At 66.1% G+C, this 21159-nt stretch carries 19 protein-coding genes; 14 read left to right on the forward strand and 5 right to left on the reverse strand.

Going from position 1 to position 21159, the window contains the following annotated elements:
- The first annotated feature begins 65 nt into the window (after positions 1-65).
- Positions 66-1217 (forward strand): acyl-CoA dehydrogenase family protein, encoded by a 1152-nt coding sequence (locus ACWDTI_RS19355; protein ID WP_449739736.1) that lies wholly within the window; start codon positions 66-68, stop codon positions 1215-1217.
- 32 nt (positions 1218-1249) lie between these two features.
- The gene (locus ACWDTI_RS19360; protein ID WP_449739737.1) at positions 1250-2461 is read left to right on the forward strand and encodes a CaiB/BaiF CoA transferase family protein; all 1212 of its coding nucleotides are present in this window, start codon (positions 1250-1252) and stop codon (positions 2459-2461) included.
- A 97-nt stretch (positions 2462-2558) separates the two neighbouring features.
- Here ACWDTI_RS19360 and ACWDTI_RS19365 read toward each other — a convergent pair whose 3' ends face one another.
- On the reverse strand, positions 2559-4250 hold the full coding sequence (locus tag ACWDTI_RS19365; RefSeq protein WP_449739738.1) for an AMP-binding protein: 1692 nt from the start codon (positions 4248-4250) through the stop codon (positions 2559-2561).
- Positions 4251-4369: 119 nt separating this feature from the next.
- Between ACWDTI_RS19365 and ACWDTI_RS19370 the strand changes: the two genes are divergently transcribed.
- Positions 4370-4723, forward strand: coding sequence for a VOC family protein (locus ACWDTI_RS19370; protein WP_449739739.1), 354 nt, complete (start codon positions 4370-4372; stop codon positions 4721-4723).
- A 15-nt stretch (positions 4724-4738) separates the two neighbouring features.
- On the forward strand, positions 4739-5275 hold the full coding sequence (locus ACWDTI_RS19375) for a YbaK/EbsC family protein (protein WP_449739740.1): 537 nt from the start codon (positions 4739-4741) through the stop codon (positions 5273-5275).
- A 34-nt stretch (positions 5276-5309) separates the two neighbouring features.
- Here the strand turns inward: ACWDTI_RS19375 and ACWDTI_RS19380 are convergent, their stop codons facing one another.
- The gene (locus tag ACWDTI_RS19380; RefSeq protein ID WP_449739741.1) at positions 5310-5606 is read right to left on the reverse strand and encodes a hypothetical protein; all 297 of its coding nucleotides are present in this window, start codon (positions 5604-5606) and stop codon (positions 5310-5312) included.
- Positions 5607-5699: 93 nt separating this feature from the next.
- Here ACWDTI_RS19380 and ACWDTI_RS19385 point away from each other — a divergent pair, with 93 nt between their 5' ends.
- The 4 genes from ACWDTI_RS19385 (at position 5700) to phoA (ending at position 10725) form a co-directional block, all read left to right on the forward strand.
- Positions 5700-6290: a dihydrofolate reductase family protein gene (locus ACWDTI_RS19385; protein WP_449739742.1), complete on the forward strand. Its 591-nt coding sequence runs from the start codon at positions 5700-5702 to the stop codon at positions 6288-6290.
- Between the two features lie 177 nt (positions 6291-6467).
- Positions 6468-7952 (forward strand): cryptochrome/photolyase family protein, encoded by a 1485-nt coding sequence (locus ACWDTI_RS19390; RefSeq protein WP_449739743.1) that lies wholly within the window; start codon positions 6468-6470, stop codon positions 7950-7952.
- A gap of 27 nt (positions 7953-7979) precedes the next feature.
- On the forward strand, positions 7980-9095 hold the full coding sequence (locus ACWDTI_RS19395; protein WP_449739744.1) for an alpha/beta hydrolase: 1116 nt from the start codon (positions 7980-7982) through the stop codon (positions 9093-9095).
- A 118-nt stretch (positions 9096-9213) separates the two neighbouring features.
- On the forward strand, positions 9214-10725 hold the full coding sequence (gene phoA / locus ACWDTI_RS19400) for an alkaline phosphatase (protein WP_449739745.1): 1512 nt from the start codon (positions 9214-9216) through the stop codon (positions 10723-10725).
- On the opposite strand, the gene ACWDTI_RS19405 is transcribed toward phoA, so the two are convergent.
- Both ACWDTI_RS19405 and ACWDTI_RS19410 read right to left on the reverse strand, forming a co-directional pair.
- Positions 10712-11263 (reverse strand): hypothetical protein, encoded by a 552-nt coding sequence (locus ACWDTI_RS19405; protein WP_449739746.1) that lies wholly within the window; start codon positions 11261-11263, stop codon positions 10712-10714. The genes phoA and ACWDTI_RS19405 overlap by 14 nt on opposite strands.
- Positions 11264-11293: 30 nt before the next feature.
- Complete coding sequence (locus ACWDTI_RS19410; RefSeq protein WP_449739787.1) at positions 11294-11674, reverse strand: carboxymuconolactone decarboxylase family protein; 381 nt, start codon at positions 11672-11674, stop codon at positions 11294-11296.
- 46 nt (positions 11675-11720) lie between these two features.
- Here ACWDTI_RS19410 and ACWDTI_RS19415 point away from each other — a divergent pair, with 46 nt between their 5' ends.
- The 6 genes from ACWDTI_RS19415 to ACWDTI_RS19440 all read left to right on the forward strand — a co-directional run bounded on the left by ACWDTI_RS19415 (position 11721) and on the right by ACWDTI_RS19440 (position 19452).
- The gene (locus ACWDTI_RS19415; protein WP_449739747.1) at positions 11721-12575 is read left to right on the forward strand and encodes an LLM class flavin-dependent oxidoreductase; all 855 of its coding nucleotides are present in this window, start codon (positions 11721-11723) and stop codon (positions 12573-12575) included.
- Positions 12576-12706: 131 nt separating this feature from the next.
- A complete protein-coding gene (locus tag ACWDTI_RS19420) occupies positions 12707-14380 on the forward strand; it encodes a thiamine pyrophosphate-dependent enzyme (RefSeq protein WP_449739748.1) in 1674 nt (557 codons plus the stop codon).
- 107 nt (positions 14381-14487) lie between these two features.
- Positions 14488-14994 (forward strand): Lrp/AsnC family transcriptional regulator, encoded by a 507-nt coding sequence (locus ACWDTI_RS19425; protein WP_449739749.1) that lies wholly within the window; start codon positions 14488-14490, stop codon positions 14992-14994.
- 535 nt (positions 14995-15529) lie between these two features.
- Positions 15530-16756, forward strand: a complete 1227-nt coding sequence (locus ACWDTI_RS19430) for a Glu/Leu/Phe/Val dehydrogenase dimerization domain-containing protein (protein WP_449739750.1) — start codon at positions 15530-15532, stop codon at positions 16754-16756.
- Positions 16757-16763: 7 nt separating this feature from the next.
- On the forward strand, positions 16764-18164 hold the full coding sequence (locus ACWDTI_RS19435; RefSeq protein ID WP_449739751.1) for an amino acid permease: 1401 nt from the start codon (positions 16764-16766) through the stop codon (positions 18162-18164).
- Between the two features lie 301 nt (positions 18165-18465).
- Complete coding sequence (locus tag ACWDTI_RS19440) at positions 18466-19452, forward strand: Acg family FMN-binding oxidoreductase (protein ID WP_449739752.1); 987 nt, start codon at positions 18466-18468, stop codon at positions 19450-19452.
- 292 nt (positions 19453-19744) lie between these two features.
- Here the strand turns inward: ACWDTI_RS19440 and ACWDTI_RS19445 are convergent, their stop codons facing one another.
- Positions 19745-21154 (reverse strand): aldehyde dehydrogenase family protein, encoded by a 1410-nt coding sequence (locus ACWDTI_RS19445; RefSeq protein WP_449739753.1) that lies wholly within the window; start codon positions 21152-21154, stop codon positions 19745-19747.
- Positions 21155-21159: the final 5 nt, after the last annotated feature.

Consider the following 21159-nt stretch of genomic DNA (forward strand, 5'->3'; position numbering starts at 1 on the left):
GCCGTACAAATTCGAAATGATCCGTACATATAGCGGGTCGTCGCCACCAAGACGATGGGAATCCGATGAGCACCTTGAACGACGAAGAGGCCTTCCTGGTCAAGACGGTCCGGGAGTTCATCGATCGTGATGTCAAGCCGACCGTGCAAGAGGTCGAGCACGCCAACGAGTACCCCGAGAAGTGGATCGAGCAGATGAAGCAGATCGGCATCTACGGACTCGCGGTCCCCGAGCAGTACGGCGGCATGCCCGTCTCGATGCCCTGCTACGCACAGGTCACGCAGGAACTTGCCCGCGGCTGGATGAGCCTGGCCGGCGCCATGGGCGGACACACCGTCGTCGCCAAACTCCTCGTACTGTTCGGCACCGAGGAACAGAAGCAGAGGTATCTGCCCAAGCTCGCCACCGGCGAGATGCGCGCGACCATGGCCCTGACCGAGCCCGGCGGTGGCTCCGATCTGCAGAACATGGGTACCGTCGCCAAGGAAGACGGCGAGGACCTGGTGATCAGCGGCTCCAAGACCTGGATCTCCAACGCCCGGCGGTCGGGGCTGATCGCGCTTCTCTGCAAGACCGATCCGAAAGCCGAACCGCGGCACAAGGGCATCTCCATCGTGTTGTGCGAACACGGTCCGGGCCTCACGGTGTCGCGCGATCTGCCGAAGCTCGGCTACAAGGGCGTCGAAACCTGCGAGTTGTCGTTCGACGGGTACCGCGTACCCAAGTCGGCCATCCTCGGCACCGAACCCGGCAAGGGGTTCGGGCAGATGATGAAGGGCCTCGAGACCGGCCGCATCCAGGTCGCGTGTCGTGCACTCGGTGTCGCGACAGCGGCGCTCGAGGACTCGCTGAAGTACGCCCAGGAACGCGAATCGTTCGGCCAGCCGATCTGGAAGCACCAGTCCATCGGCAACTACCTGGCCGACATGGCCACCAAGCTGACCGCCGCCCGCCAGCTGACCTGGCACGCCGCCGAGCAGTACGACAAGGGCGAGCGATGTGACATGGAGGCGGGTATGGCCAAGCTCTACGCCTCCGAGGTCGCGATGGACATCGCACTGAACGCGGTGCGCATCCACGGCGGATACGGCTACTCCACCGAGTTCGACGTCGAACGATACTTCCGCGACGCCCCGCTGATGATCGTCGGCGAGGGCACCAACGAGATCCAGCGCAACGTCATCGCGGCACAGCTCGTCAAGCGCGGCGGAATCTGAACGCAAACCCGTACAACAGGTTTGGAGGCTTCGTGCTCCCGTTGAGCGGAGTGACCGTGCTGTCACTCGAACATGCCGTCGCCGCGCCGTTCGCCACCCGCCAGCTCGCCGACCTCGGTGCCCGCGTGATCAAGGTGGAACGCCCCGGTTCGGGGGATTTCGCCCGCGCCTACGACGAATCGGTCAACGGTCTGGCGAGCTACTTCGTATGGCTGAACAGGTCGAAGGAGTCGATCGCGCTCGATGTCAAAAGCGAAGACGGGAAACGGATTCTGCACGAGTTGGCCGACAGCGCCGACGTGATCGTACAGAACCTCGGACCCGGCGCGGCAGCACGTCTGGGCCTCGGCGCCGAGGAGATCCGCGCGAAGGACCCGCACAAGATCGTGCTGTCCATCACGGGTTGGGGTTCCACCGGCCCGTGGGCCGACCGCAAAGCGTATGACCTTCTCGTGCAATGCGAATCAGGCCTGGTATCGCTGACCGGGACGCCGGACGAGGTCGCCAAGGCGGGGGTGTCGGTCGCCGACATCGCCGCCGGCATGTACGGCTTCTCCGGTGTTTTGGCCGCGCTGTATCAGCGTCAGGTCACCGGCGAGGGAGCCACCCTGGAGGTGTCGCTGTTCGAGGCGCTCGCCGAATGGATGGGCCAGCCAATGCATTTCACCGCCGGCGCGGGACGGCAGCCGGGACGTTTCGGGGCGCAGCATGCCACCATCGCCCCGTACGGTCCGTTCACCGCCTCCGACGATCACGTCGTACTGCTCGCCATCCAGAACGAGCCCGAGTGGCAACGGCTGTGCGACATCGTCTTTGACGATCCGGATCTCGCCGTCGATCCGCGGTTCACGTCCAACACCCTGCGGGTGGAGAACCGTGGGGCGCTCAACGAACGCGTCTCGGCTCACGTCGGGCGGCTGAGCACCGGGGAACTCACCGAGCGCCTCACCCGTGCCCGTATCGCCTTCGCCGGCGTCAACACGGTCAGCGAGTTTCTCGAGCATCCCGTGCTGGCCGAACGCGACCGCTGGCGCACCGTCGACACCGAACGCGGGATGATCCGTGCACTGCTGCCGCCGATCCAACTCGGTGCCGAGCCTCGTATGGATGCAGTGCCCGCGCTCGGTGCGCACAGCGCGACCATCGCCGCCGAACTCGGGCTTGACGACGGCGCGATCGAAAAGCTGATGACCGCCGGAGTGTTGCAGGGCGTGCCCGAGCAGGCCGACGTGCCCGCGAAGTAGGCTCTGCCGCAAGCAAATCCCCGGCGTCGACAACGGAGTCGACGCCGGGGATTCGTGGTGTCGGCGCTCGTCTACTCGCCCGCGGGGCCGTAGCGCGCTACCCGATCAGATCCTCGTACCGGAACTCGGTGGCGATCGGGGTGCTTGCCCCGTGCGCGACGTCTTCGCGCTGCTTGAGCTCGACGCGACGGATCTTGCCGGAGATCGTCTTGGGCAGTTCGAAGAACTCGATCCGACGCACCTTGAGATAAGGCGCGAGGTGATCGCGGGAGTATTCGAGGATCGCACGGGCGGTGTCCGCGTCGGGTTCCCAGCCGTCGGCGAGCGCGATGTAGGCCTTGGGGACCGCGAGGCGGGTGTCGTCGGGCTGCGGCACGACCGCGGCCTCGACCACCGCCGGATGCTCGATGAGCACGCTCTCCAGCTCGAACGGCGACACCTTGTAGTCCGACGACTTGAACACGTCGTCGGTGCGTCCGATGTAGGTGATGTAGCCGTGCGCATCGCGCTGGGCGACGTCGCCGGTGTGATAGTGACCGCCGGCCATGACCTGCTCGTTGCGTTCCGGGTCGCCGAGGTAGCCGGTCATCAGGTTCACCGGGTGTCCGCTCAGATCGAGGCAGATCTCGCCTTCATCGGATTCGAGGCCGGTGACCGGGTCGACCAGCACCACCGGGACCCCGGGCATCGGGCGGCCCATCGATCCGGCCTTGACCGGTTGCCCCGGGGTGTTCCCGATCTGCAGCGTCGTCTCGGTCTGTCCGAACCCGTCGCGGATGGTCAGGCCCCACGCCTCTTCCACCTGCCGGATCACGTCGGGGTTCAGCGGTTCGCCGGCGCCGAGCAGCTCGCGCAGCCCTGCCGGCTTCGTGCCCAGGTCGGCCTGAATGAGCATGCGCCACACCGTCGGAGGAGCGCAGAACGTGTTGACCCCCGCGCGTCGCAGCTGGTCCATCAACGCCGCGGCGTCGAATCGTGAGTAGTTGTAGACGAAGATCGTCGCCTCGGCGATCCACGGCGCGAAGAAACAACTCCACGCGTGCTTCGCCCAGCCGGGCGAGCTGATCGCCAGGTGTACATCGCCGGGCTGCAGGCCGATCCACGCCATCGTGGTGAAATGCCCTACCGCATAACTGGTTTGGGAGTGCTCGACGAGCTTCGGGCGACTGGTGGTGCCGGAGGTGAAGTAGATGAGCATGGGGTCGTCGACGTCGGTCTCGGTCGGGAACGGCCCCGCAGATTCGACATCCGCCGCGGCCGAGTACGAATGCCATCCCTCGGCGTTGCCGCCGACGACGATGCGCAGATAATCGCCGTCCAACGTCTCGAACTTGCTCGTGTCACCGACGTTGGTGATCACGCACCTCGCCGCGCCGCGGTCGATACGGTCACGGAGGTCCTCGGGACCCAATGCGCCGGTGGTCGGCATGACGATCGCGCCGAGCTTGAGCACCGCGAGCATCGCCTCCCACAGCTCCACCTGGTTGCCGAGCATCAGGATGACCCGGTCGCCCTTGCCGATGCCCAACTCCTGCAGCCAGGTCGCGACCCGATCGGAGCGCGTCGCCATCTCGTCGAAGGTGACCCGCAGTTCGCTGCCGTCCTGTTCGGTGATCCACAGCGCGATGCCGTCGTTGCCGCGGGCGAATGAATCGAACCAGTCGATGGCCCAGTTGAAGCGGCCGGAGAGCTCGGGCCAGCGGAACTCACGAACGGCTTTGTCGTAGTCGCCGATCAGGGCGATCATCTGGTCACGACTGCTGCGGTAGAGATCGGTGTTGGTGCTCATCTGGATATGATGCGCGTCACAGAGTCGAGAGAACACCCCCTGAAGAGGGGGCCGAAATGCTCTGGCCGATCGGCGCGCGTCCACTAGCCTGGAACCCGTTCTGGCCAAAGGAGGCAACGGTGAGTGACTACGAAGTCAAGATGATCGTCCTGTCGACGGACAACCTGGACGAGTCCATCGCGTTCTACAGCGAGACCCTGGGGCTGCCGCTGAAATTCCGCGACGGCGCCCATTTCGCGGCGCTCGACGGTGGCGCGGTCACCCTCGCACTCGCCACCAAGGTCGACCACCCCATTCACGGACAGATCGTCGTCGGGATCAAGACCGCCGACGTCGACGCCGCAGCCAAGGCGATCGAGGAGAGCGGCGGCGGCATCGTCGCGGCGCCCTACGACGATGCCCACGAACGGCGTGCGGTCGTCTACGACAACAAGGGCAACGGCCTGGTGTTCTACAGCCCGCTCAAGAAGTGAGAACTGCAGCGCCGCATGCCTTCTGCTGAGGGAACCCTGGACTGGCGGCCGCTGCTCGACGCTCTGCACCTGGTTGCCGCGCCGGTCGCCGACGCGGCACGGTCGGGTGGCCTGCCGAGTGCGCGAGTCGCGCCGATCGACGCGACCCTCGCCGACACCGAGGCGTTCTGTGCCGCCTACGATGTCGCGCTCGCGGCGTCGGCGAACTGCATCGTCGTGCAAGCCCGCCGCGGAGAGACGACGACGCTCGCCGCCGTGATGGTGCTGGCCACCGATCGCGCCGACATCAACAAGACGGTGCGCAAGCACCTCGGCGCGCGAAAGATCAGCTTCGCGGCGCACGAGGACACCGAAGCGGCCACCGGCATGGAATCCGGCGGAATCACCCCGGTCGGACTGCCCGACGACTGGCCGATCATCGTCGATCAGCGCGTGGTCGACGCCGGACCGGTGGTCATCGGCGGGGGTGTGCGGAGTTCGAAGATCCTGGTGCCGGGGGCAGAACTCGCGGCGCTGCCGGGCGCGGCGACCCTCGCACTGACGCTGGGCTGATCAGTCGGGTCAGGTCAGTCCCCTTTCGACAGGCTCAGGGGGCGGGTCGCAGCGCCCACGCCGGCACCCAGTGGGTCACTTTCTCCTGCCGGTCCTTCGCGGTGATCGTGTAGGTGACCTTGCCGTACCAGGCGCCCCATTCGTCACGTCCCCATTCGGTGAGAACACCGAGATGAATGGATCGGATCTGCAGTCCGTCGGGTTGGTACTCGCCGTTGTAGTGGGGCGCGTTCGGGTAGAGGGCATTCAGGTCGATGAGCACGGCCTTGTGCCCGACCCGCACGAACGCCGGTCGGCGTGGCTGACCGCTGTCGCCGCCAATCCACTTCATGCCCACCCTGAAAGTCTCGCACACACGTTCGAATCCGGGCCAGCCCGCGATGCCCGGCGATGAGTTCGTGCGGTGCGAGGAGTCAGTCACGGCATGAGTACCCGCACGATCACCGCGACCGAATTCGTCACCCTGGACGGTGTCATCCAGGGTCTCGGGCGACCCGACGAGGACACCCGCGGCGGCTTCACCCAGGGTGGGTGGGGACCGCCCTACAACGACGACGTGATGGGCCGCGAACTCGGCAAAGGCATGGCGCGCGAGGGCGACCTGTTGCTCGGTCGCCGGACGTGGGACGACTTCGCCGTGCAATGGGGACAGGCGACCGACGACAACCCGTTCAGCGCGCTCATGAACGCCGCCACCAAGTACGTCGTCTCGCGCACGCTGACCGACGCCGCCGCCTGGCAGAACTCGGTGCTCCTCCGGGGCGACGCCGCCGAGACGGTCGCCGGACTGAAGGCCACCCCGGGACCCGACCTGTCGATCCTCGGCAGCGCGGCGATGGTGCGCGCGTTGCACGCGGCCGAACTCATCGATCGCTACACCCTCCTGATCCATCCGCTCACCCTCGGCGCCGGCGCCCGCCTGTTCGACGGACCGGCACCGAGGGTCGACTTCGAGCTGATCGAGACGGTCACCACGACCAAGGGTGTGATCATCGCCCACTACGGGCGGTGCTGAGGCTTCGACTCGCGCCGGGGTCGCTCCGCTCCCTCGGCGCGGCTCAGCCGGCGCACGGCCGTGACCTCCTGGTGACCCACGGTGTCGACTGGGTCGCGATCCGGGGCGGGGCACCGCGCGCCGCCGCTGCGCGCTCCTACCGTCGAACTCATCGCTTTACGGCAAGGAGGTTGACCGATGGCTACACAGAAGGATCCGCTCTGGCTGTTCGGCGACCAGCTGGGACCGCATGTCTGGTCGAACGCCCATCACGAGGACCGCGACATCGTCCTGGTCGAGTCGCGTGCAGCGTTCACCCGCCGCGCCGGTCATCGCCAGAAGGCACACCTCCTGCTGTCCGGTATGCGGCATCTCGCCGACGAACTCGGCGACCGCGCGCAGTATCGGAAGGCGGCCGGTTACCGAGATGCGCTCCGCGACCTCGGACGTCCGGTGGTTGTCCACGAACCGACGTCGTGGGCGGCCTCTCGGTTCGTACACCGGCTCGCCGACGAGGGCTTGGTGTCCGAGGTCTTGGAGAATCCGTCGTTCGCGTTGCCCCGCAAAGACTTCGAGGAATGGGCGGGTGACCGCGAACGCTTTCGGCTGGAGGACTTCTATCGCGCTCAACGTCGGCGCTTCGATGTGTTGATGGACGGCGACGCACCTGCGGGTGGGCAGTGGAACCACGACCACGACAACCGGGAACCACCGCCCAAGCGTTCGACGCTCGGCATCGACGACCCCTGGTGGCCCACCGAGGACGACATCGACGCGCAGGTGCGCGCCGACCTCGACGCGATGGACGTCGACTTCTCCGGCGCGGACGGGCCGCGACTGTTCGCCGTCACCCACGAGGAGGCGCAGTCCGCGCTGTCCACATTCATCGACCACCGGCTCGCCACCTTCGGCCGGTGGGAGGACGCGATGCTCGGCAAGGACTGGACCATGGCGCACTCGCTGTTGTCGGTGCCGCTCAACCTGTCCCTCCTCGACCCGCTCGACGCCGTCCGGGCCGCCGAGTGCGCAGCCCGCGACGGATCGGTCAGCATGGCGTCGGCCGAAGGTTTCATCCGGCAGATCCTGGGCTGGCGCGAGTTCGTCTGGCACCTCTATTGGCATTTCGGGCCGGACTACCTGAGCCACAACGAGTTCGACGCCCACACACCACTCCCCGACTGGTTCGCCAACCTCGACGCAGACGCGGTGACCGCGCACTGTCTGTCCGACGCCTTGGCCGGTGTCCGCGATCACGGCTGGATACATCACATTCCGCGTCTGATGGTCCTGGGAAGCCATGCGCTGCAACAGGGTTACGATCCGACAGCGCTCACCGAATGGTTCCGGGCAAACTTCGTCGACGGATACGACTGGGTGATGCCGGTCAACGTCATCGGCATGAGCCAGCACGCGGACGGCGGACTGATGGCCACCAAACCGTACACGTCGGGCGGCGCCTACATCACCAAGATGTCGGACTACTGCCGCGACTGCGCTTACGATCCGCGCACGCGGCTCGGTGAGAACGCCTGCCCGTTCACCGCCGGATATTGGACGTTCACGCATCGAAACAGCAAGAAACTGCGCGCCAACCAGCGCACGGCGCGATCGGTGGCCTCGATGACGCGCCTCGACGATATCGACGCGGTGGTGGAGCAGGAAGCCCACCGAACCCGGTTCTGACGGCGACTCGCCATTAGACTGGCCCCCATGGTGATGGCAGATCGGCCGGAGGTGCGAACCGCTTCGGCGCCGCTGACCGCGTTGACCGTCTTCGGCTTGGGCGAGAGCCTGCTGAACGGGCTTGCCCGCGTGCCGTTTCGGCGTCCGTGGCAGGGACCGGGCGGTTTGCTCGACAATCTGGGACAGTCGGTCACCCGGCAGGTGATTCGCTCGTTCATGGGCTTCTCGCTGAGCCTGCCGATCGAAGAATTCCGGTCCATGGAGAAGATCCTCGACGACATCTGCAAGATGGTCATGCCGCCGTTCGTCGGTTTCGTCGACGGCGTCGAGATCACCAGCGACACCATCGGCGGCGTGCCCGGTCTGTGGTGCCGCGCCAAGGCGAGTTCGGATGCCTACGTCGACGACGAAGAGGACAAGCAGAGCATTCGCGCGACCATGCTCTACCTGCACGGCGGCGGCTACATCGGAACCTCACCGATCATGTACTCCGCGTTCGCCGCAACGCTGGTCCGCGCCACCGGATATGAGGTCTTCATCGCGGACTACCGCATGGCACCCGAGTTTCCTTTTCCCGCAGGTGTTCTCGATGCCGCAGACGTCTACCGCGGTCTGCTCGAACGTGGCGTCGCATCGCAGCACATCGTGGTGGCCGGCGATTCGGGCGGCGGCGGGCTCGCGACCTCACTGATCTCCTACCTGCACGCCAACGACATGCCGTCGCCGGCGGCCGTCGCACTGTTCTCCCCGGAGGTCGATCTCGATCTCGACCGGCCGTCGGTCACCGAGAACGCCGAGACCGACATCCTGCCGTGGAGCATCCCGGTCACGCCGTACCTGCAGGGCGTGCAGCCCAATGACCAACGCGTGTCGGCGGTCTACGCCGATCCGAACCCGGAGTGGTTCCCGCCGACATTCGTCTGCTGGGGCTCCGCCGAGATCTTCCGCGACGGAATCCGCGAGTTCGCGCTGCGCCTGGAGAAGTCCGGAGTGCGCACGTACGCCATGGAAGAACACGGCATGTTCCACGTGTTCCCTATCCTCATGCCCTGGGCCGAGTCGTCGAAACGGGTGTTCCGGGAACTCCACGCATTGGCCACCGAGCACGTGACCCCGGACATGGACGCCGAGCAGACGCACTGAGGTCAGCCGACTGTTGGCTTGGTGCTCACCGTCCCGTCAGCCGTCATTCACCCGCGCCCCCGACGATGCCAGGGAGTCCATTGGACCGGACACTTCGACGCGGACGAGGGGAAGACGGGTGCGGAATCTTCGGGGGCGGTATGTGGTGGCCGCGGCGGCGGTATGCGCAACGGCGTTGGCAAGCGCATGCGGCAGTGATGACGACACGAGTTCGTCGTCGTTGCCGACCTTGGAACCTGTTGCCAGCGGCGATATCTCGACGCACGGTGGTGCTACCCGCGCCGGTGACGACCGCAGTTCGCTGATCGCCGACTCGATCCGCAACAGCGGCGCGAAGAACGTGATCCTGCTGATCGGTGACGGCATGGGTGACTCGGAGATCACCGTCGCGCGCGACTACGCCCAGGGTGCGGGCGGCGCGTTCCCCGGACTCGACGCACTGCCGCTGACCGGGCAGTACACGCACTACTCGATCGACAAGGACGGCCAGCCGACCTACGTCACCGACTCCGCCGCAAGTGGTTCCGCGTGGGCGACCGGCACCAAGACCTACAACGGCGCCATCTCGGTGGACATCCACGGGAAGGACCAGACCACCCTGCTGCAACTCGCGAAGGAGGCGGGCAAGGCCACCGGCGACGTGACGACCGCCGAAATCCAGGACGCCACACCGGCCGTGCAGGCGGCGCATGTGACCGGCCGCAAATGCTACGGACCGGACGAGACCACCAAGACCTGTCCCACCAATGCTCTCGAGAACGGCGGCGAAGGCTCGATTACCGAACAGTTCCTCACCACCCGACCGGACCTGGTGTTGGGCGGTGGAGCTGAGACGTTCTCCGAGCTCGCGAAAGCCGGTGAATACCAGGGCAAGACACTCGAGGTCCAGGCCAAGGAACGCGGATTCCAGATCGCCCGGACTGCGGACGAGCTATCGGCGGTGACCGTCGCCAACCAGGACACGCCGCTGATCGGGGTGTTCGCCGACGGCAACATGCCGGTCCGCTGGACCGGGCCGGTCGCCACCAAGGGGGGTTACCTCGAACCCGCCGCCACCTGCACCGACAACCCGGACCGGACCGCGTCGATACCCCGCCTGTCCGCCATGACGAGCAAATCCATCGATCTGCTCAAGGACAACGACAAGGGCTTTTTCCTCCAGGTGGAGGGGGCGTCGATCGACAAGCAGGACCATGCCGCCAACCCGTGCGGGCAGATCGGCGAGACCGTCGACCTCGACGAGGCGACCAAGGTCGCCCTCGACTTCGCTGAGGAGAACAAGGACACGCTCGTCATCGTCACCGCCGACCACGCGCACAGCAGCCAGATCGTCGAGACCATGACCACCGCCGACGTGCAGGAAGCGGCCGACGACGCGAAACTGCCGTTCCCCGTGGTGAAGAACTCGATCTATCCGGGTCTGACCCGGGTGCTGCGCACCAAGGACGGCCAGGAGCTGACGGTGTCCTACGGCACGTCGGACAACCTCGACGCGATGGACGAGGGCCACACGGGCGCGCAACTGCGGATCGCGGCCTACGGTCCGGGCGCGGCCAATGTCGTCGGGCTGACCGACCAGACGGATCTGTTCTTCACGATCTCGCGGGCGTTGGGGCTCACCGAGTCGTGACCTCTGCCGCGGCCGTTCCGACGCGGTAGACCTGCCGCCCCAGCACGATGAGGACGGCAGCCGGCACCAAGATCCAGACGAGGTTCGGCAGCACGGCGACCATCAGAAACCCGCCGATGTTGCCGTCGTCGAGAGACTGCTTGGTCATCGCCAGTCCGCTTGCCGCTTCGACGAGGAAGTAGATCACCGTCTTCCAGAACGTGGCGACTGTGACGATCAGACCGACGACGACCGCGGACCATCGTTCGCGGTGGAACAGCACCCAGATCAGGACGATCACCTCCACCAGGTTCGCCCAGCTCTGGGCGCTGCCAAAGGCGTCGAAACCGGCGTAGCGATGGTCGAAGGAGGAGTAGAAGACGTGGCCCGGCCACAGAAATGCCATCGATCCGCCCTTGTGCGAGATCGACCCGAGCAGGACGTAACAGGCGTCGTAGGTCTGGATGGCGGCAGTGATGACGAACCAGACGATCACCCATCGGGGTAGCTGCAGATCGCGGGGGTCGACCGCGACCGGAGTGTGGGTCTGTGCGCTCATACGCCGAGAGTAGATCCGACGCTGTTGATGTCAGCGCTGTTCGTCGAAAACCTTCTGCGCCACCGTCATGGCCGACATGCCGGCCGGTGCGCCGACATAGCCGACAGCGTGGATGATGGTCTCGGTGATCTCGTCGATGCTCGCGCCGTTGTTGAGTGCGCCGCGGACGTGTCCGGCGAGTTCGCCGTGGGCGCGCAGCGCGGTCAACAGTGCGACGGTCAGCAGACTGCGGGTCTTGCGGTCGAGGCCGGGACGACACCACACGCCTCCCCAGACGAGTTCGGTCACCGCTTCTTGAATGCGGGCCGACTCCGTACCGGCGGTGCGGTCCAGTGCTGCGTCGACGTACTCGTCGCCCATCGTCGATCGGCGGATACTCATCCCGGTGTCGTAACGGTCGCTGGTGTCCATCAGCACTCCTCGGTGGTCGTCGGCCGGTTCCCGGTAGGGTCGCGGGATGCGGTACGGCATCTGCATTCTCCCCGATCAATCCTGGCGCCGGTCACGGCCGCTGTGGCAACGCGCCGAGGAGATGGGTTTCCAGCACGCGTGGACCTTCGATCACCTCGTCTGGGGTGGCCTGCCAGACTCGCAGTGGTTCTCCTGCATCCCGACGCTCACGGCCGCCGCCGGTGTCACGACGACCATCCAGCTCGGCGCCTTCGTCATCTCACCCAATTTCCGTCATCCGGCATCGCTCGCCCGGGAGATCCAGACCCTGGTCGACATCAGCGGGGATCGTCTGCTCGTCGGTCTGGGTGTGGGTGGCAGCCCGGACGACGGCATCCTCGGTCAGCCGGTACTGACCGTGCGGGAGCGGGTCGACCGCTTCCAGGAGTTCACCCGGTTGCTCGACCGGACGCTCTCCGACGATCACGTGGACTTCGACGGGGACTACTACCGAACCCGGAACATGCGCCTGGTGGGCGGGTCGGTGCGATCCCGGGTTCCGCTTCTCGTCGCTGGAAACGGCCCTCGCTCAGTGCGATTCGCTGCACGCACCGGCGATGGATGGGTCACCACCGGGGTGCCGTCGTCGCCGACCGTCGATGAGTGGTTCGGTGGCATCGCGCGCAACGTCGCGATCGTGGACGACGTGTGTGCCGCCGAAGGGCGACGCGTCGATCGGTATCTCAACATCGATGCCGGGCCACGTAACTCGCTGGAAAGCGTGGAACTGTTCGATGATCTCGTGGGACGGGCCGAGGAACTCGGGTTCACCGATGTGATCACGCACTGGCCGCGGGACAGCGAACCATATCGGGCATCGCTCAACGTTCTCGAGGCCGTGGTGGAGCGGCGGCTGAACTAGTCAATTTGTCACGTTCGGGTGGCAGAATCGTGCACGGTCTGCGCAAGAAAGCCACCTCATCCTGAACGTGTTGACGTCATCCGCCTGGCGCTGTTGCCTGGCTCACACGTAGCCGAGCGAGAGGAACAGCGATGACACTCACCACCGGAATCACCGACCCGGCCCTGCATCTCGACGAGCCCATGCGTCACACCGCGGGCGAAGCACTGGTCGACGGCCTTCTCGACCACGGTGTGGACACCGTATTCGGCATCCCCGGTGTGCAGACGTACGAACTGTTCGAGGCGCTCGGTCGCGCATCCGACCGGATCGAACTGATCGGTGCCCGGCATGAGCAGGCGTGTGCCTACATGGCACTCGGGTATGCACAATCGACCGGCCTGCTCGGCGTGTGCACCGTCGTTCCGGGACCCGGGGTGCTCAACGCGTCGTCGGGATTGCTGACCGCCCGCGGGACCAGCACCCCGCTGCTGTGTCTCACCAGTGAAATCCCCACCGAGTACATGGGCAAGGACTTCGGCCATCTCCACGAGATGCCGGACCAGCTCGCCACGCTGGCAACCTTCGTCAAGTCCGCGACCAACGTCATTGCTCCCGCCGATGCGAAACCTGCTCTGGCACAGGCTATCCACGATGCATTCGCGGGGCGACCGGGCCCGGTTGCGGTGGCGACGCCGTGGGATGTGCTCACCCAGGACTCGCCGGTGACCCCGGTCGTGCCGATTCCGGTCCGACGGCCCGACGTGGACTTCGCGGCCGTCGACGACGCTTTGGAACTGATTCGCGCAGCGCGCAATCCGATGATCCTCGTAGGTGGTGGCGCCCGGCATGCCGCCACCGAGATCCGCACGCTGGCCGCTGCGATGCAGGCGCCGGTCATCGCCAACCGCAGCGGCAAGGGCATCGTCGGCGAGGACTCCCCCTTCGGCTTCAACAGCGCCGACGGCTACGAGATGTGGGGCCACACCGACCTCGTCATCACCGTCGGCACCCGCGCCGAACTCCTCTGGTTCCGCTGGCCCGCCAACCGCGCCCACGTTCCGTCGGTGAGTATCGACATCGACCCGAGCGCACATTCGCGACTGTCGTCGACGGTGTCGATCACCGCCGACAGCCGCGACGCGGTGGGCGTGCTGGTGTCGCGACTGTCCGCCGAGCCGATCGAGAGTGTCAGCCGGACAGAGGAATTCGAGCGGATCAAAGCGGCCAAGCGTCGGGAAATGGATGCCTGGCTCCAACCGCACCGCGACCATCTCGCCGCGATCCGCCGGGCTCTGCCACGCGACGGGTTCTTCGTCGACGAGGTGTCGCAGGTCGGCTTTTCGTCGTACTTCTCCTTCCCGGTCGACGCACCGCGGCAGTTCATCACCTGCGGCCACCAGGGCAACCTCGGGTACGGCTTCCCCACTGCGCTGGGTGTCAAAGCGGCGCATCGGGATTCGGCAGTCGTCTCGGTCACCGGTGACGGCGGATTCCAGTTCGGCATCCAGGAGTTGGCAACTGCCGTGCAGCACCGACTCGGTGTTGTCGTCGTGGTGTTCGACAACTCGGCCTACGGCAATGTCAAGGCGGACCAGACCCGCATTTACGACAACGCCGTCGGATCAACGCTGCACAACCCCGATTTCGTTGCGCTTGCGCGCGCGTACGGGGCGCATGGCGAGACGGTGACGACGTCGGATGGGCTCGAACGCGCGGTCCGCGACGGGATCGCCCGTGATCTGCCGACCGTGGTCGTCGTGCCCATGCCGCTGAGCACCGAGGTGTCGCCGTGGCGGTACCTGACCCCGGGTGCCGGCCGCTGACCTGGACGTCGGTACGCAGTCTTGCCAGATCACCGTCGACCGAGTGTGATCTGTGTACACAATGTCGGTGATCTGCTGGCCACACTGCCTAGAGAGGTGATCCGACGATGGACACGGTGAAGTTGGACGCCATCGACTTCGCGCTGCTCGAATCCCTGCACCGGGATCCGCAGATCGGCGTGCTCGAGACCTCCCGTCGGATTCGAGTGGCCCGGGCGACCGTTCAGGCACGACTCAAGAAGCTGGAATCGGCGGGCGTCATCGTCGGCTACCACCCGCATATCGATTTGGCCGCAGCGGGTTTCGATGTGCAATGCTTTGTGCAGCTCGAGACCGCGCAGGGTGAGCTGAAGCGCGTGGCCGAAGCGCTGGCCGCGATTCCCGGTGTGCTGGAGGCCTTTGCGACCACCGGGGCCAGCGACGTGCTGTGCCGGGTGGCGGCCGCATCTCATCAGGATCTACAAGCGACCCTGGTGGAGATCGGTCGAAATCCGTTGATCACCAGATCGATCAGCATCGTGGTGCTGTCTGAGATCGTGAAGTTCCGCGCCATGCCGTTGCTGCGGACGCTGGACACCGACGATCGGGCGGTGAGGTCGCCGGAGTATCGGTGAGAAGGTCGAGTAGACGACCGAACTTGCCTCGCTGCGCTCGGTGCCGGATCGACAGAGTCGCCCCCGCCACTGATCGAGTAAGCGAGCGAGCTTGCGAGCCCGCGCATCGAGATCGCGTGCGCGGTGGTCTCGATGCGGCGCCTCGCTGCGCTCGGAGCCTTACTCGACCGGCGAATCGAGACCACTTCCGTTGGACGGCAGGTGATCTCGATACGGCGCCGGTTTGAGTGAGCGAGGAACGAGCGCATCGAAGGGCGCAAGCTCGGTTACTCAACCAGCGGCTGGCCCCGGCACCGGGCAATCCCCCCGCTGGTCGAGTAAGTAAGCCCGGCGACGCAGGAGCCGAGCGCATCGAGACCAACTGAGCTATACAAACTGTGCAGCCGTACTCCGTTCGCGGATGCCGTTCACACACATTCTGTTCGAAATCCTGGTCAAGTGTTGTCCAGGTCACGTTCATGCCGCAGGATGATCGTGTTCACACCAGTTCGCCGCGGGTAATCACCTGCCGCTCATCACGATTGGGAAATCACACATGAAGCAACTGCTGAACCGTTTCGAGTCGAAGACCCCCGAGGTGGTATTCGAGTGGCACGACAGCGAAACCTCCGCCCGCGGCTGGACGGTGATCAACTCCCTGCGCGGCGGCGCGGCCGGCGGAGGCACCCGGATGCGTTCGGGTCTGGATCGGCGGGAAGTCGAATCCCTGGCCAAGACAATGGAAGTCAAGTTCACTGTGGCCGGCCCGGCGATCGGTGGCGCCAAGTCAGGGATCGATTTCGACCCGGCCGACCCACGCAAAGACGAGGTGCTGAGCCGATGGTTCAAGGCGGTCACCCCGCTCCTCAAGACCTACTACGGCACCGGCGGCGACCTGAACGTCGACCAGGCCTCCGAGGTGCTGCCGATGACCGCCGATCACGGCGTCGACCATCCGATGATGGGGGTTGTCAACGGGCACTACACCTCCGGAGACAGCGACAACGCCCAGCGCGTCGACCAGCTGCGTCACGGCGTCGTCAAGACTGTCGACGACCCGCGGTTCGCGCCGGCCGGTACCACGCGCTACAGCGTCTCCGATCTGATCACCGGATGGGGTGTGGCCGAGTCGGTTCAGCACTACTACCGGGTGTACGGCGGCGACGTCGCGGGCAAGCGGGTCATCGTGCAGGGCTGGGGCAACGTCGGCGCTGCGGCCGCCTACTACCTGGCTGCGGCCGGCGCGCGCATCGTCGGCATCCTCGACCGTGACGGCGGACTCCTGTCCACCGACGGCCTGACCGCCGACGAGGTCACCGATCTGTTCCTGAACAAGGACGGCAACCAGTTGTCCACGCCGGCCAAGCAACCGTTCGACGCCGTCAACGAGCAGATCTGGTCGATCGGCGCGGAGGTCTTCCTTCCCTGTGCCGCTTCCCGATTGGTGACCCGGGCTCAGGTCGACGCGATGATCGCCGGTGGGCTGGAAGTCGTCGGCAGTGGCGCCAATGTGCCCTTCGCCGATCCAGAGATCTTCTACGGTCCGATCTACGAGCATGCCGACCAGCACGTCGCGGTCATCCCCGACTTCATCGCCAACTGCGGCATGGCACGGGCTTTCGCGATCCTGATGGACGACGACGTCGAGATCACCGACGAGGCCATCTTCGGTGACGTTTCCCGTACCATCGGCGATGCCCTCGAGCGCTGCCATGCGCGGTCGGCGCAGCCGACGCTGGTCGCCGCCACCGCATTCGAGATCGCCCTCGCTCAGCTGGTGTGAGGGAACCATGACACTCACAACAGAAACGACCACGTCGACCGACGTGACGTCGCTGCGGCAATCGATGAAACCGCGCCAGCTCGTGATGCTCAGCCTCGGCGGTGCCATCGGAACCGGGCTGTTCGTCGGCTCCGGAGCCGCCGTGGGCGTGGCCGGACCCGCGATCGCGATCTCCTTTCTGCTCGCCGGACTGATCGTCGTCCTCGTCATGCGGATGATGGGTGAACTTGTCGCTGCCAACCCGTCCAGCGGCGCGTTCTCGGTGCACGCCGAGCACGCCATCGGACCGGTCGCCGGCCGGACGATCGGCTGGCTGTACTGGGTGCAGGTGGTGGCCGTCGTCGCCGCGGAGGCCACCGCGGCCGCGGCGATCACCAGCTCGGCCTTCACCTGGATCCCGCAGTGGGCTGCAGCGCTCGGCTTCATGACCTTGTTCACCGTCGTCAACCTCGCCGGAGTCGCGCGGTTCGGTGCATTCGAATACTGGTTCGCAGCAGTGAAGATCGCCGCAGTGGTGGCCTTCCTCGCGATCGGACTGGCACTGCTGATGGGCTGGTTACCCGGTGTGCGGTCCCCCGGCTTCGAAAACCTCACCATGCATGGTGGTTTCGCACCCGCCGGGATCACCGGTATCGCTGCCGGACTGTTGATCGTCATCTTCGCGTTCGGCGGCACCGAGGTCGTCGCGATCGCGGCCGCCGAGACCAGCGATCCGGAACGCAACGTGGCCCGTGCGGTCCGTACCATCGTCTGGCGGATCCTGGTGTTCTACGTGGGCGCGGTGATGATCATCGTGTCGATCGTGCCGTGGCAGACCCCAGCCCTTGCCACCGGCCCGTTCGTCGAGGTGCTCAGTGTTGCACGGATTCCGGGTGCGGCGGCGTTGATGGGTCTGGTCATCGTGATCGCATTGCTGTCGTCGCTCAACGCGATGCTGTTCAGCGCGTCACGCATGATCTTCTCCCTGTCCGAGCGCGGTGCCGCTCCGAAGATGTTCTCGGTCCTCGGCCGCGACTCGGTGCCCCGCAATGCGGTACTCGCCTCGGTCGCTTTCGGTTTCGTCACCGTGCTGATCAACTTCGTCGCCCCCGACAAGGTGCTGCCGATCCTGTTGAACGTGGTGGGCTCGACGATCCTGGTGCTCTGGTTCTTCGTCGCGGTCTCCCAGATCCGGCTGCGTTTCCGCGCGCGCCGTGAGGGTACGGAAGACCAACTGCCGCTGAAGATGTGGTGCTTTCCGTACCTGTCGTACCTGGCGGTGGCGTTGCTGTCCGGCATCGTGGTGTTGGCGATGTTCGACACCGCCGCCCGCAATCAGCTGCTGGCGACCATCGGGTTGACCTCGGTGATCGCGCTACTCAGCTGGATGGGTCTGCGCCGCGGGGAGGTTGCGTCGACCGCGAGCTGACCGTCGCTACCAGTGACTGGCCATCGCCGCCGGCTGCTCATCGCCGCGGGCTGCCGGAAATCACACCCAGGCCCGGGTACCGGAAACCTCCGATACCCGGGCTCTCGCGTGTGCGCCAAGCATTCAGGACGGATTCCCTCCTGACTCCATCGATACCCAATGGGCATTTTCCGGCTCGCCCGACATCGGGCGTTTGAACAACTTACGGAATTCCATCGGCGCTCCTGACGTCGACAACTCACGAGCTGCCACTGTGATGTGCGAACCTGGAGGTCGAACCGCACGGGAGGCGCTGACCAGCATGGACGATTCCGAAGCTACAGCCGACGCCATCTTCGAGCGCGCGCTTGCGCTCGCGATCCGGGCCCCGTCGGCCCACAACACCCAACCGTGGCTGTGGCGACAGTCCGGGACCGTGGCGGATCTCTTCGTCGACACCGAGCTTGTCCTGAGGCGCTCTGACCCCGATGGGCGGAATTCACTGCTGAGCGTCGGCGCGGCGCTGCACCACCTGCAGGTCGGCCTCGCGGCCGAAGGCAGGCGTGCGGAAATCGACCGCTTTCCCAGGGCCTTCGACCGGACGCATGTCGCGCGGATCGAATTCGCCTCGCCACACACGCCGACGGATGACGATAGGCGTCTGGCCGAGGCGATCGGCCGGCGACGTTCCGACCGACGCGGGTACGACACTCAATCCGTCTCGTCTGACCTCATGAGTGATCTGCTGTCACACGCCTCGCGACACGACGTGATCGCGGTGAACGTGAACGACGAGACCAGGAGATCCTGCTTGGTTCGCGCTGCACGCGCTGCCGCCGCCGTCCACGCAGAGGACCTGGACTATCAGCTCGAGCTCGCCTCGTGGAGCGGTACGCGCGTCTCCGACGAGGGTGTGTCAGCGTCCAACGTGGTGCGTTCGCGGCCGGACGCAGAACTCCCGGCCCGCGTCTACGCGACACGCGGTCCCGACACGGACGTCGACAGCGGAGCCGTCGGCGAACTGATCTTGATCGCGTCCGAGCTCGACGACCGGACCGCACAGCTGCGGGCGGGCGAAGCGCTGAGCGAGTTGTTGCTCGCCGCAACCAGATCGGGATTGGCCGTCTGTCCCGTAACCGAGCCGTTGGAGATCGCCCCGCTTCGGCGCGAGATCATGGTGGAGGTGCTCGACGACAAGGCCTATCCGCAAGTCGGGGTACGTGTCGGGTGGCCAATACCCGGCTCGACGGAGCTGCCGCCGACGCGTCGGCGGCCAACTGACGATGTCCTCGTCCATGACGGTGCATAGGACGGCACCCAGTTTTCCGCCGACAGGAGCCGGTTTCATGCCGACGGCAACCATCGGATTGGTGTGATCGCACGACGTTTCGACTCGGCCTCCGCTATCGCTCCGGCCGGCTCAACGGGCGGGGTGGGGCGGCTCAACGGGCGGATTGGGGTCGGCTCAACGGGCAGATGTGGTCCGCACGCTCGTTGAGCGCGACGTGCGAGCGAAGCGAGCCCGACGCTGGTCGAAACGAGGCACGACAAAGGGCGCCGAGCACGTCGTTGTGCTCGGCGCCCTTGGCGCGAGAGGTGACTCAGCCGTTGATGATCTGCGGAGCCGAAACGTGCTTGAGGCCTTCGACACCGAACTCCAGACCGTAACCGGACTGCTTGACGCCACCGAACGGGATCATCGGGTGCACCCCGCCGTGCGCGTTGATCCACACGGTGCCGGCCTCCAGGCGGGCGGCAACTTCTCGGGCCTTGTCGCGGTCGCTGCTCCACACCGAGGCTCCCAGGCCGACGTCGAGACCGTTCGCCAGCTTCACGACGTCGTCGAGGTCGGTGTAGCGGATGATCGGCAGGGCCGGGCCGAACTGCTCCTCGGCGACGAGCGGGTTGTCGTTGTCGATGTCGGCGACCAGCGTCGTCGGGTAGAAGTTGCCCGGCGCGTTGACGTCCGGGTCACCGCCGGTCAGGATCTTGGCGCCGGATTCCTTCGCCGCCTCGACGAGGCGCGCGACGATGTCGAACTGCTGCTTGTTCTGCAGGGGTCCGAGGACGTTCTGCTCCTCGAGGCCGCGACCCATCGGCATGTTCCCGGCGACCTCGAGCAACGCGTCGCAGACCTGATCGTAGACATCGGTGTGCACATAGAGCCGCTTCATCGCCGCACAGGTCTGGCCGGTGTTGATGAACGCACCCCAGAACAGGTCCTGGGCAATGGCTTTCGGGTCGACGTCGGGAAGCACGATGCCGGCGTCGTTGCCGCCGAGTTCCAGGGTGAGCCGTTTGATGGTGTCGGCGGAGCTCTTGATGATCGCCTGCCCGGTTCTGGTGGAGCCGGTGAACATCACCTTGTCGATGTCGGGGTGGCTCGACAGGCGCGCGCCGACCTCGCGGTCACCGGCGACGGGGATCAGCACATCGGCGGGCAGGACGCCGTTCATCACGTCGATCAGGGCGAGCACGGAAAGCGGCGTGAACTCCGACGGCTTGACCACGACGGTATTGCCCATCCGCAAGGAGGGGGCGACCTGCCAGATGGTGATCATCATCGGCCAGTTCCACGGTCCGATCGCGCCGACCACACCCAGCGGGCGGTAGTGCAGCTCGGCATGCGTCTCGTCGTCGTGGTAGACCGCCTCGCCGCCGGGCAGCGGGGTGGCCGCGGTGGCCCGCATCCACGCCGTGCAGCCACCGAGTTCGAACCGGGCGTTGGGACCGTTGAGCGGCTTGCCCTGCTCGCGCGAGAGCAGCTCGGCCAGCGGCTCGGCCGCGGCGTCGATGGCGTCGGCCGCCTTCATCAGCAGGTCGACCCGCTCGGCGTCGGTGCGCGCGGCCCACGCCGGCTGCGCAGCACGGGCCCGGGCGACGGCGTCGTCGAGCTCCTCGACGGACTGGAAACGGACCTTGCCGACGACCTCGTCGGTGGCCGGATCGGTGATCTCCCGACCGTCGGGGTCGGTGATGTCGGCGAGGAGGGAGTCGTAGGTGACGCTCATGATGG

The sequence above is a fragment of the Gordonia sp. NPDC003424 genome (assembly GCF_053588655.1).

Excerpts from the sequence above, each read along its gene's own strand:
- ACWDTI_RS19355 (WP_449739736.1), top strand. The coding sequence starts at position 66 with ATGAGCACCTTGAACGACGAAGAGGCCTTCCTGGTCAAGACGGTCCGG.
- ACWDTI_RS19365 (WP_449739738.1), bottom strand. The coding sequence starts at position 4,250 with ATGAGCACCAACACCGATCTCTACCGCAGCAGTCGTGACCAGATGATC.
- ACWDTI_RS19375 (WP_449739740.1), top strand. The coding sequence starts at position 4,739 with ATGCCTTCTGCTGAGGGAACCCTGGACTGGCGGCCGCTGCTCGACGCT.
- ACWDTI_RS19380 (WP_449739741.1), bottom strand. The coding sequence starts at position 5,606 with ATGAAGTGGATTGGCGGCGACAGCGGTCAGCCACGCCGACCGGCGTTC.
- ACWDTI_RS19385 (WP_449739742.1), top strand. The coding sequence starts at position 5,700 with ATGAGTACCCGCACGATCACCGCGACCGAATTCGTCACCCTGGACGGT.
- ACWDTI_RS19390 (WP_449739743.1), top strand. The coding sequence starts at position 6,468 with ATGGCTACACAGAAGGATCCGCTCTGGCTGTTCGGCGACCAGCTGGGA.
- ACWDTI_RS19395 (WP_449739744.1), top strand. The coding sequence starts at position 7,980 with ATGGTGATGGCAGATCGGCCGGAGGTGCGAACCGCTTCGGCGCCGCTG.
- ACWDTI_RS19405 (WP_449739746.1), bottom strand. The coding sequence starts at position 11,263 with ATGAGCGCACAGACCCACACTCCGGTCGCGGTCGACCCCCGCGATCTG.
- ACWDTI_RS19410 (WP_449739787.1), bottom strand. The coding sequence starts at position 11,674 with ATGGACACCAGCGACCGTTACGACACCGGGATGAGTATCCGCCGATCG.
- ACWDTI_RS19415 (WP_449739747.1), top strand. The coding sequence starts at position 11,721 with ATGCGGTACGGCATCTGCATTCTCCCCGATCAATCCTGGCGCCGGTCA.
- ACWDTI_RS19420 (WP_449739748.1), top strand. The coding sequence starts at position 12,707 with ATGACACTCACCACCGGAATCACCGACCCGGCCCTGCATCTCGACGAG.
- ACWDTI_RS19425 (WP_449739749.1), top strand. The coding sequence starts at position 14,488 with ATGGACACGGTGAAGTTGGACGCCATCGACTTCGCGCTGCTCGAATCC.
- ACWDTI_RS19430 (WP_449739750.1), top strand. The coding sequence starts at position 15,530 with ATGAAGCAACTGCTGAACCGTTTCGAGTCGAAGACCCCCGAGGTGGTA.
- ACWDTI_RS19435 (WP_449739751.1), top strand. The coding sequence starts at position 16,764 with ATGACACTCACAACAGAAACGACCACGTCGACCGACGTGACGTCGCTG.
- ACWDTI_RS19440 (WP_449739752.1), top strand. The coding sequence starts at position 18,466 with ATGGACGATTCCGAAGCTACAGCCGACGCCATCTTCGAGCGCGCGCTT.
- ACWDTI_RS19445 (WP_449739753.1), bottom strand. The coding sequence starts at position 21,154 with ATGAGCGTCACCTACGACTCCCTCCTCGCCGACATCACCGACCCCGAC.